Annotated in this window: 9 protein-coding genes; 1 reads left to right on the forward strand and 8 read right to left on the reverse strand. The window is 50.0% G+C overall.

Features of this window, described 5'->3' with window-relative positions; genetic code table 11:
• Position 1: 1 nt before the first annotated feature.
• The 8 genes from ccmD to L975_RS09730 form a co-directional block, all read right to left on the reverse strand.
• Positions 2-244 carry a heme exporter protein CcmD gene (gene ccmD / locus L975_RS09695; protein ID WP_010861707.1) on the reverse strand — a complete coding sequence of 81 codons (243 nt, stop codon included), beginning with the start codon at positions 242-244 and terminating at the stop codon, positions 2-4.
• Positions 241-1,014: a heme ABC transporter permease gene (locus L975_RS09700; protein WP_052181383.1), complete on the reverse strand. Its 774-nt coding sequence runs from the start codon at positions 1,012-1,014 to the stop codon at positions 241-243. Before L975_RS09700 ends, ccmD begins: the two co-directional genes overlap by 4 nt.
• Positions 1,015-1,351: 337 nt before the next feature.
• Positions 1,352-2,011 carry a heme exporter protein CcmB gene (gene ccmB, locus L975_RS09705; protein ID WP_047708371.1) on the reverse strand — a complete coding sequence of 220 codons (660 nt, stop codon included), beginning with the start codon at positions 2,009-2,011 and terminating at the stop codon, positions 1,352-1,354.
• A gap of 6 nt (positions 2,012-2,017) precedes the next feature.
• Positions 2,018-2,635: a cytochrome c biogenesis heme-transporting ATPase CcmA gene (ccmA, locus tag L975_RS09710; RefSeq protein WP_047708373.1), complete on the reverse strand. Its 618-nt coding sequence runs from the start codon at positions 2,633-2,635 to the stop codon at positions 2,018-2,020.
• Between the two features lie 423 nt (positions 2,636-3,058).
• A complete protein-coding gene (locus L975_RS09715; protein ID WP_047708375.1) occupies positions 3,059-3,919 on the reverse strand; it encodes an endonuclease/exonuclease/phosphatase family protein in 861 nt (286 codons plus the stop codon).
• A 127-nt stretch (positions 3,920-4,046) separates the two neighbouring features.
• Positions 4,047-5,669 carry a PTS transporter subunit IIBC gene (locus tag L975_RS09720; protein WP_047708377.1) on the reverse strand — a complete coding sequence of 541 codons (1,623 nt, stop codon included), beginning with the start codon at positions 5,667-5,669 and terminating at the stop codon, positions 4,047-4,049.
• Between the two features lie 63 nt (positions 5,670-5,732).
• A complete protein-coding gene (locus L975_RS09725; protein WP_052181384.1) occupies positions 5,733-7,526 on the reverse strand; it encodes an alpha-glucosidase in 1,794 nt (597 codons plus the stop codon).
• Between the two features lie 85 nt (positions 7,527-7,611).
• Positions 7,612-8,577, reverse strand: a complete 966-nt coding sequence (locus L975_RS09730; RefSeq protein ID WP_047708379.1) for a LacI family DNA-binding transcriptional regulator — start codon at positions 8,575-8,577, stop codon at positions 7,612-7,614.
• A gap of 348 nt (positions 8,578-8,925) precedes the next feature.
• Here L975_RS09730 and L975_RS09735 point away from each other — a divergent pair, with 348 nt between their 5' ends.
• Positions 8,926-10,155, forward strand: a complete 1,230-nt coding sequence (locus tag L975_RS09735; protein WP_036768474.1) for an NRAMP family divalent metal transporter — start codon at positions 8,926-8,928, stop codon at positions 10,153-10,155.
• The last annotated feature ends 246 nt before the right edge of the window (positions 10,156-10,401 follow it).

Raw genomic sequence — 10,401 nt, forward strand, 5'->3', positions numbered from 1 at the left:
GTCATTCTTGACTCTCCTTATGACTCACAACATGGTCTGAGGCTTTTTGTTGTTTTATTTTCTGCACGCGCTGTGCCCGTGCTTCCTGACGCCGGATGTCGGCCAACAACTGAGAGTGAGTCCAACGGGTATGGACACAAATTCCCAGCAAGGAAATGAAGGTAATACCTACGGCCAACCAGACATAAAAGGCGTAACCGCCCATGGCCAGAAAGGCATCCCATGAATCAAAAAATGCCGTCATGCTTTATTTCCCTTACCGGACACCACAGACGATGGTGTTGCCGCGCCGCGTAAAGCCAGATTATTGACCCACGGGCGATGACGCTCCTGAGCCAGGATCAAGTTACGCAGACGCATCATCGTCAAGGTAATGAAGAAGAACAGAAAACCAAAAATACTCAGCCGCAGTGGCGTGCGCATACTTGGTGCGATGCTTTGTTGCATGTTGGTTGACCCCTGATGCAGGGTATTCCACCACTCAACAGAAAAATGGATGATCGGTAGGTTCACGACGCCAACCAGAATTAAAATGCTGGCCGCGCGCCCAGCCAGACGGCGGTCGTCAAAGGCGTTATACAGAGCAATCGCGCCCAGATATAAGAACAATAAAATCAGCTCTGAGGTCAGACGAGCATCCCACACCCACCACGCGCCCCACATAGGCTTACCCCATGCCGAGCCGGTTGCTAACGCGATAAAAGTAAACACCGCTCCCACTGGCGCCATCGCGGCACTGGCCAGATCAGACATCTTGATTTGCCAAACCAGCCCAATAAACGCGGCAATCGCCATTGAAGCGTAAATACCCATCGACCAAATGGCTGCGGGGACGTGCAGATACATGATCCGGTAGCTATCACCCTGTTGATAGTCTGCCGGTGCAAAGACAAATCCCCACACCAGACCGGTCACCAGCAGTACCACCGCCAGAACTCCGCTGAACGGGAGCAACCGGCCGCAAAGCTGATACAGCCGCTCCGGTGCTGCGTACTGATGTAGCCATTTCCACATAATTGGATCTCTCTTATTGTCTTGTGAAACTGTTTTCTTATTATCCGCACTCGCCATCAACGCATTCGACAGGAGTGCGCAATAAATAGCGGTTCAACAGAGCTGTGCTGTACTTACGTCGTGGCCGTATTGTAATTGCGTCATAAAAGTTACACCACGTTACGGTATTGTTTGGCGTCTGCTAATTGTCTCTGTTCTAGCAATTTCGGCTATTCTTTTCTCTGTATTTCACTAGATAGTTCACAGTGATTGTTTAAAGCCCTATTTTCCGCGCGGGTACTTATCCAACCCATTACCCTTTTGAGTTATTTTGCCCAGAATCTCGGGTAGACCACGTTTATTGCACACTAATGCGCAGCGCGGCGGCGGCAGCAAACGGCGATAAGGTGAGGCTGCCCATGAGCATGGCGCCTAAAATGGCCAAATAGCCGCTCAGTGGCATGCCCATAATTGACGCATCCAGCGTAGCGGTGGCAAAAATCAACACGGGGATAAACAGCGGCAAAATCAGCAAACTCAGCAGTACCCCGCCCTTGCGTAACCCCACGGTTAACGCCGCGCCAATGGCGCCAATGAAACTCAAGGTTGGCGTTCCCAACAGCAACGTGGTGGCCATGGTCAACCAGACCTCAGGTTTAAGCGACAGTAATACTGCAATAAGCGGTGATAAAATCAATAGCGGCAGGCCGGTCAACAGCCAATGAGAGATGACTTTAGCACAGACAATCAAAGGTAACGGCACAGGCAGTAGCATCAACTGCTCTAGCGAACCATCTAGATAATCATCCTTAAATAAGCGCTCTAAAGAGAGTAAAGAAGATAAGAGCGCGGCAACCCAGATAATACCAGGCGCAATCCGCTCCAATAATTTGGGTTCAGGGCCAATACTCAATGGAAACAAGGTAATCACAATCACAAAAAACAGCAGCGGATTAACAATTTCCGTTGAATTTCGAAACGCAATTTTCAGCTCACGTTTAATTATTGCCAATAGCATTGCATCTTATTCCATATTGCCGAGCCGAAAATGGCGCATATTGGGGTAATTTAAATCCTGATGCGTTGTAAGGATAATAATCCCACCACTGGAAATATGTCGTTCAAATAATCCCAGCAATTTGGCAACACCGGATTTATCAATCGCGGTCAATGGTTCATCGAGGATCCAAAGTGGATGTTGGCTAAGCCACAAGCGCGCTAGCGCTACACGGCGCTGCTGACCTGCGGAAAGCTGGGCCACCGGCACATCTTCAAAACCTTCGAGATCCACGTGCGCCAGCGCATCCCACAATGCGTTGTCGTCACACTGCCCACCTGACACTTGCTGATAGAACGCCAGATTTTCATAAGCGGTCAGCACCCGTTTCAACCCCGGATGATGTCCCAAATACAGCAAGCTTTCTTGATAACGTTCGCGCTGGTGGCGAATTGGCTCGCCCTGCCATAGCACTTCACCGGTATCGGGTAGCGCTAAACCAGCCAAAATACGCAGCAACGTGGTTTTGCCGGCACCGTTTGGCCCCTCAATTTGTACCATTTCACCCGTGCTGGCGGAGAACTGCAAATCGTGCAGTAAGACTCGCTCGCCACGTTGGCATGTCAGACTGGAGGTTGTCAGCATGAAAATGTACCCCGTGAATCACCCGTGCGCCTGACACTGGTCTGTAAAAATGCTTTTGAACCGAGCAGCATATAGAAAAAATGCCATTATTACTTCGATACTGGCTGCAGTTTTAATTATAAAATTTTTCACTATAAAAAAAGAGAACTTTCTATTTTGTCGACCTGTTTTGTTGAGCGGTTTTGTCGCGCAGATTGCTGGCGTGTGATTGAGTAGAAATTACGCGCAATCGGTATGGAAAGAATCACTACCGTCAGGCCATGTCGAAATGCAGCGAGCAAGAAAGCAAGAGAAGGAACGAGGTAGAAGGAAAAGGAAAAAGATAAGCGAGCTGCTCACGCACAAAGATTGAGCTAATACAGCTGAGCACTCACCACCGGCAACCCCAAAAGCACGCCGCCAGTGGTGAGATAACCTTGAGACTTAATTTAACTCCGGCGTACCTAAATCAAGCTCAGTGAAGACACCGAAATGATCCGAGATCACCGGATAACAATCACCGGTGAACAGGGTTTGGCTACGTTGGACTCTCACCGGTAGATTGGCAAAGATAAAATCTAAGCGCAGGCTCTGGGTGTTATCTTCCCAGCCATCGATTTTCTTCACTACCGTAATGCCCGCATCCTTTTGCTCCGCCAGCACATAGCAATCCCACCACCCTTGTTGCTGAACATAATCATAGCCTTGCTGGGAAAGGTGCGCCGGATTGTTAAAATCGCCAAGAAAGAAGCTCAAGCGAGGAGTCACTTTGCTCGCAATCCGATCGATATGCTGCTGGAAAGGTGACTCGATATCATCCCACCAGCCACAGTGGCAATTAAACAGATCGATCTCTTGTCCGGCGTGGTGCACGCGAATGCGCACTGCGCGTCGATGCTTCCAATTTTGCTCATTGTAGTCATCATTTAAGTCGATCACTTCATGCTGCAAAATTGGCAGTCGGCTTAAAAAGGCCAGCCCTTCTTCGTACACTGCATAGCTTTGATGTACAAAATCCCACGTCAGTTGATAGCGCTGACCGTACTCACGCAGCTTTTGCTGCAAGAGATAGGCATAATTGCCCACTCGGATTTGCAGGTTCCGCAAATTATAGGCATGCGCTTGCGCCGCGGTTGAGTTCGGCAGCAGATCTCGCTGCAAATGCCCGCTAGTTTGGTGCTGATTGATTTCTTGTAACGCCACCACATCGCAATCTTGTTCGATGATCGCCTTGGCTAAGATGTCTAACTTAGCCAGCGGCTCATCTTCTTGCCAACTGTGGGTGTTTAATGTCAGTAACTTCATGTTGTAGCTCAATACGTGAAGAATGAATGCTCGGCATTCGCGGGTAGATCTTGACTTGGTATGCCCGATAAATGCCGCCGATGACGGCATTTATCGGTGATAATCGATCTATAACAGTAATTCGGACTTACGCGGCCGCGAACTTCTGTACCAAGCCGGATTTGATGACATCCACACCCGGGCCATAAATCGCTTGCACCCCTTGGTCTTTGATCACCAACCCGACGGCGCCCGTTGGCTGCCAAGCGGTAAACTCACTGACTAAGGTTGGATCTTTCACCGTGATCCGTAAGCGCGTCATGCAGGCATCGATTTCACTGATGTTGCTGCGACCGCCCAAGTTCTGCAGGATGATCTCCAGCTTGTCGTCTTGCGACATGTCATCGCTCTTATCATCAATGTAGTTCCCTGCACGCCCCGGTGTTGGCAGATTAAATTTGGTGATTAAGATGCGGAACAGGCCGTAGTTAACGCCAAAGAACAGCACGCAAACCAGCACAAAGTTGATCAAGTCACGACCAATACCCGCCGACACCATCATCGGCACCCGAGTCAGCAACTCAATCAGACCAAAGGCATGCACGCGCAAATCCATGAAGTCTGCCAGCGCAAACACGATACCAGTCAGCAGCGCATGCACGACATACAGTACCGGCGCGACAAACATAAACATGAACTCGATAGGCTCAGTAACACCGGTCAGTAACACCGCCAAACAGGCCGACAAGAACATTGGCTTGTACTGACTGCGTTTCTCACGATCGACACTGTGGTACATCGCCAGACCGATACCAATCAACGAAGACGCCGCAATAATCACCTGACCGACTTTAAAACGCGCTGGGTGTACGGTTTCCAACAAACGCTGGTAAGTTGCAGGATCTGACAGTTTCAGGTTATTCAGGTCACTCACCCAGGCCAACCACAGAGGATCTTGACCGTACACATTCGAGCCCGCACTGGCACCGGTTAACAGCTGATACGTGCCACCGAGCTCGGTATAGTTCATCGGAATAGTCAGAGTGTGGTGCAAACCAAATGGCAGCAGCAAACGCTCCAAGGTGCCGTAGACAAACGGCGCAATCACCGGCGCGGTATCTTTTGAGGTTGCAATCCACTGGCCGAAGCTGTTCAGCGCGCCTTGGATCAGCGGCCAAATCGCCGCTAATGCCACCGCAATCAGCACCGAATAGAAAATCACCACAAACGGCACAAATCGCTTACCGTTAAAGAATGCCAATGCTTCTGGTAGACGCGCAAAATCGTGATAACGGTTAAATAATGTCGCGCCCAAATAGCCGGAGATAATACCGATAAACACGCCCATATTGAGCGCTGGCGAGCCTAAAATGCTGGTGAAAAACTGCGATACGGGCAGAGGATTACCAAACAAGCTCAGTACGGTCGCCTGCGGATCGCCCAGCATGGCGTTATCAACACCGAAAATGACACCGGTCGTGCGGTTGATCAACACAAAAGCAATAATCGCTGCGAATGCGCCTCCTGCGCGCTCCTTGGCCCATGAACCGCCAATCGCCACGGCAAACAGCAAGTTCAGGTTAACGATCACGCCCCAACCGAGGTTTTCCATGATACTGCCAAAGGTTTCAATAAAACCTATGCCACCGGCATACATGCCAACCACTTTACCCAGTGAAATCATCAACCCTGCGGCAGGCATTACCGCAATCACCACGATAAGGGATTTCCCGAATCGCTGCCAAAAATCAAACGACAACAATTTACTCATAATCCGTTCCTTGAGTGAGCATGCGCGTTACACGCATCGTAGCGTTACACGCATAGTAGAAAGTTATTGCGTATTTTTTTGGATGAATACGTAAGCCGAATACGGTGCTGCTAAAAACGATGCTGCCAAAAACGGTGATACACATTCGCTGGCAGTGAGCGCTGCACCGCCATCACGGGTTTGCTGGTTATGCAGCACACACTCGCCTAGCGCCGCGATATCCAAATCCACCTGCGCATCACGGGCACTTAAATTGGTGATGATGGTGCAAATGGCGTCATCGGCAACACGCTGGTAGGCATAGATTTGCGGGTCGTTTTCTAATAACAGCTGGTAACGGCCCGTGATTAAACTTGGGTTGGCTTTGCGCAGCGCAATCAAGCGGCGATAGAAATGCCATACTGAATTGGGGTCAGCTTGTTGCTGCGCCACATTAATGTGCTGATAATTGGGGTTTACGGTGATCCACGGTTGTACGGCTGAAAAACCAGCAAAGGCGTGGTCATTCCACTGCATCGGCAAACGGCTATGATCGCGTGAGACTTGGTTCAACAACGCCAAAATTTGCGCATCGGTTTTGCCTTTTTGCCTGAGCTTAGTCATCAGATTACGGGCCGAGACATCCTGAAAATCATCCAGCGATGCAAAACGATGATTCACCATGCCAATCTCTTGGCCTTGATAGATAAACGGCGTGCCTTTCATCAAGAAATAACAGGTCGCTAACGCTGTGGCACTGGCGTACCAGTTATCGGCATCCGCAAAGGTATTGATGCTGCGCGCTTGATCGTGATTTTCCAGATACAAGGCGTTCCAGCCCTTCCCTTCCAAGGCATTTTGCCAGCGTGACAAAATGCGCTTGAAATTCACCAAATCAAACGTTTCCCGTGACTCTTCTTCCGCCCACAACTTCATGTGTTCAAACTGAAAAATCATGTTGAAGACGCCTGCCGGTTGCTCAGCGGTTTCCTCCGCAACCCAGCTCAGTGCCTCTTCGGCGGCCACGCCATTGGCTTCACCCACCGTGACAATATCGAATGGGGCAAACGCCTGCTCGCGCAGCTCCGCCAGCGGCGCTTCAATGCCCGCAACATTCATATGGTAAGGAAAAGAAGAGACATAACGCTCGCCATTTGGATTAGGTAATGACGGCAACCCCGGCTCTTTTTGGATATGACTGATGGCATCGACTCGAAAACCATCAATGCCACGTACTACCCACCAGTGGATCATCCGAAATAAAGCCTGTTTCACCTCAGGATTTTGCCAATTCAGATCCGGCTGTTTTTTCGAGAACAGGTGCAAATAGTATTGCGCAGTCTGTTCATCGTATTCCCAAGCGCTACCGTGGAAGATGCTTTCCCAGTTATTGGGCTCAGACGTTGGCTTATCGCGGCTCGGCTCGGTGCCATCACGCCAGATATACCAATCACGCTTCGGACTCGTGCGGCTTTGCCGTGATTCGATAAACCATGGATGCTCATCACTGGTGTGATTGATGACCAAGTCCAAAATAATGCGGATCCCACGCTGGTGCGCCGCGGCAATCAGGGCATCAACATCCTCCAGCGTCCCAAAATCTGGATGGATAGCTTGGTAGTCACTGATGTCATAGCCGTTATCGTCATTCGGGGATTGATAGAACGGGCAGATCCAAACCAAGTCCACGCCCAGCGCCGCGAGGTAATCAAGCTTGGCAATAATGCCGGGGATATCCCCTATTCCGTCATTATTGGAGTCATAAAAACTGCGCGGATAGATTTGGTAAGCGGTGGCTTTTTTCCACCATACCACGCCCTCTGGCTGAGTTTGGTTGGCGCTATTGGCAGCAATTGGAGAGTGAGTTGACTGTTGCATCCCTGAGCCTTAGTGTTGTCATTCACACCATGTGTTATCGATAACACACAGAGTAAATGTTAACCAACCGAGGCACAAAAATTTTTTATCTAAACTGAGAGCTTTCCCTGATTTTTAATTCGAAGGCACCTTCGAGCGCACTGAAGTCACGCTCAACCAGCTTTTTGACGGATTGATAACCAATTTCGTAGTGATTAAAGGCCACACTGCTCAAACTCGGCACTAACAGATCGCTGTATTCATAGTCACCGATCCCCACAATCCAGATATCGCGGCCAATACTCAATTTTTGCTCTTTGGCGCAACGATACAGGCGCATCGCAATGTTGTCGGTGGAACAAAAATAGAGCCGGTGCGGTTGCAAACGCAGACTTTGGTACGCCGCTTTATCTTCGGAATTGGCCAAGCTTTGCAACGTGAGAGGCAGATGCGCGTAATCTTGCGACAGCAGTTGCTGCATATACTGAGTGCGGCTCGACAGCATCCGCGCATCATACACATAGTGAACCGCACTAACCGGCGCTTGCTGCTGCGCTAATTGCCCGATCACTTGCGTGACCAAGGCATGCAGCGCGGCCTCTTCGGGGTAATACAAACAGCATTGGTCGGGGATCTGTTTACCGATAAAAATCAGGTTGTGCAGACTCTGGTAAAACGGTTCGGTCACGCTGTGCTTCGAGGCAATCAGAATTGTCCCCAACGCATTCAAATTGGTGAATTCGCTCACCGCCTGACGCTCGGAGTCATGATCAAAACCGGTTGCATGGAACAGCAAACGTGCCTGCAGATCGCTCGCGGCCGCCAAGGCACCTTTGATGACCTGACTGGTGGTATAAGACTCAATACGCGGCGCAATAAAACCGATAATGTTAGATTGGCAGCGCATCGATTGGGCAAATTTATTCGGGGTATAGTGATTCGCTTTGACCACTGCATCGATTTTTTGCCGTGTTTCTTCGGCCACATAACCGCCGTTAAAGTAGCGTGACACGGTCATTTTTGAGATCCCGAGCTGCTTTGAGATCTCGGCCATCGTGATTTTCTTCTGCATAGGTCGCTCTATCCGCTGAGTGCGCTAACAAAATACCAAGGGAAAATAAAAAGATATGCGCGATGGTACCCAATTGCGCTGGCAATGACTAATTTCGGCCTCTCAAGTTCAGCGCCACCGCTGAGGTTTTATGCGCGTTTGAGGCGGCGATCTAAAATTGTGGATATCGGTTGACTCACTTCGCTTTTACGATTAGTATTCGCGCCAATCCAACGGGCACCAACTGGTAACTCGTTGTTTTAAATAAATAATATTGTAATACTATTATCGAGTCACCAAGCTCAGCTGATCCCGGTCAGTTGTCTTTCTTTTTTCTATAAAGAGAGAGACCACATTTTTGAGACCGGCATGACTTTGATAACTTCATCTAACGCACCCGCTGCGACAACTCCCCGCACTTGGCAACAGAAAGCCGTTTTAAGCGTCGCCTTTTTGATGGCAACCACCTCTGTAGGTCCTGGCTTTTTGACCCAAACCGCCGTTTTTACCAATATCTACAAAGTGGACATGGCTTTCCCTGTGCTGGCCTCTATGTTTATCACCTTCGGTATTGTGATGAATTTATGGCGCATTGTCGGCGTATCGGGCCTACGCATCCAAGATATCGCGAATCGCGTTGCTCCGGGGATGGGTTATGTCGTCGGCACCTTACTGGCGTTAGGTGCGGTGGCCTTTAACTTCGGCAATGTCAGCGGCGCGGCGCTGGGGATTAATGTCTTAACCGGCATTGATACCACTTGGGGCGCACTGTTTACTGGGGTGGTCGGCTGCCTGCTGTTTGTGGTGCACAATGCCTCCAAACGCATGGATCAGATGGCGCGCTACCTTGGCCTGTTCATGATTGTGCTGATTGCCTATGTGGCCATGACCAGCTTACCGCCAATGGGTGAAACGCTCACCGCAGCCGTGATGCCGGGCGATCTGGGGAATTTATTGCTGCCCACCTTAACCATTGTCGGTGGCGCGGTAGGTGGATATTACACTGGCGCACAACGTCTCGTGGATATCGGCCTGCAGGGGCAGGAAAACATTCCGTCTATCAAAAAAGCAGCATGGGCAGGCATCTCGATTGCTGTGGTGATCCGAATCTTGCTGTTCTTGGCCATCTTCGGTGTGATTGCCACCGGCGCAGTATTAGACAAAGCCAACCCAGCAGCCGATGCCTTCCGTCAAGGTGCTGGGCAAATCGGTTATTTCATCTTCGGTCTGGTACTGTTTGTTGCCTCGATTACCTCCGTAGTCGGCAACTCCTACATGGCCATCTCTCTGATTAAGACCCTGTTCCCGGTGGTCGCCCGCCATGAAAAAATGTGGTGTATCGCCTTCATTGCGCTGACCAGCCTTGGCACCGTCACCATGAACATGCCTATCCTGCTGCTGATGCTGGCCGGTCTGGTTAACAGCATTATCCTGCCAATCGTATTAGGGATGGTACTGGCCGCCACACGGCGTAAAGATATCGTCGGCAACTATCAGCACCCAATTTACCTGACCGTGATTGGTGCCGTGATTGTGTTGGTGATGGCAGTATCTAGCGTGGCGAATATCAGTAACTTCGTGACCAAATTTATTGGCTGATGTGCCGTGTGGGAAATACGAAGATTAAGTAAGACGAAGAGATGAAAGACAAAAAAGCCCAGTCATTATGCTGGGCTTTTTTATTGGCTGTATTTTATTAGCTGTTTTTTTATTAGGTGTAGCTGGGCGCTAAAACGCAAAAACCCCTGCTCGTAAGCAGGGGTTCTTTAAATTTGGCGGTGAGGGAGGGATTCGAACCCTCGATACGTTGCCGTATACACACTTTCCAGGCGTGCTCCTTCAGCC

The organism is Plesiomonas sp. ZOR0011, assembly GCF_000800945.1.
GTDB classification, from domain to species: domain Bacteria; phylum Pseudomonadota; class Gammaproteobacteria; order Enterobacterales; family CAMTGL01; genus Plesiomonas; species Plesiomonas shigelloides.

Bases quoted from the DNA above. Each gene is read 5' to 3' on its own strand.
- ccmD (WP_010861707.1), bottom strand. From the start codon at position 244: ATGACGGCATTTTTTGATTCATGGGATGCCTTTCTGGCCATGGGCGGT.
- L975_RS09700 (WP_052181383.1), bottom strand. From the start codon at position 1,014: ATGTGGAAATGGCTACATCAGTACGCAGCACCGGAGCGGCTGTATCAG.
- ccmB (WP_047708371.1), bottom strand. From the start codon at position 2,011: ATGCTATTGGCAATAATTAAACGTGAGCTGAAAATTGCGTTTCGAAAT.
- ccmA (WP_047708373.1), bottom strand. From the start codon at position 2,635: ATGCTGACAACCTCCAGTCTGACATGCCAACGTGGCGAGCGAGTCTTA.
- L975_RS09715 (WP_047708375.1), bottom strand. From the start codon at position 3,919: ATGAAGTTACTGACATTAAACACCCACAGTTGGCAAGAAGATGAGCCG.
- L975_RS09720 (WP_047708377.1), bottom strand. From the start codon at position 5,669: ATGAGTAAATTGTTGTCGTTTGATTTTTGGCAGCGATTCGGGAAATCC.
- L975_RS09725 (WP_052181384.1), bottom strand. From the start codon at position 7,526: ATGCAACAGTCAACTCACTCTCCAATTGCTGCCAATAGCGCCAACCAA.
- L975_RS09730 (WP_047708379.1), bottom strand. From the start codon at position 8,577: ATGCAGAAGAAAATCACGATGGCCGAGATCTCAAAGCAGCTCGGGATC.
- L975_RS09735 (WP_036768474.1), top strand. From the start codon at position 8,926: ATGACTTTGATAACTTCATCTAACGCACCCGCTGCGACAACTCCCCGC.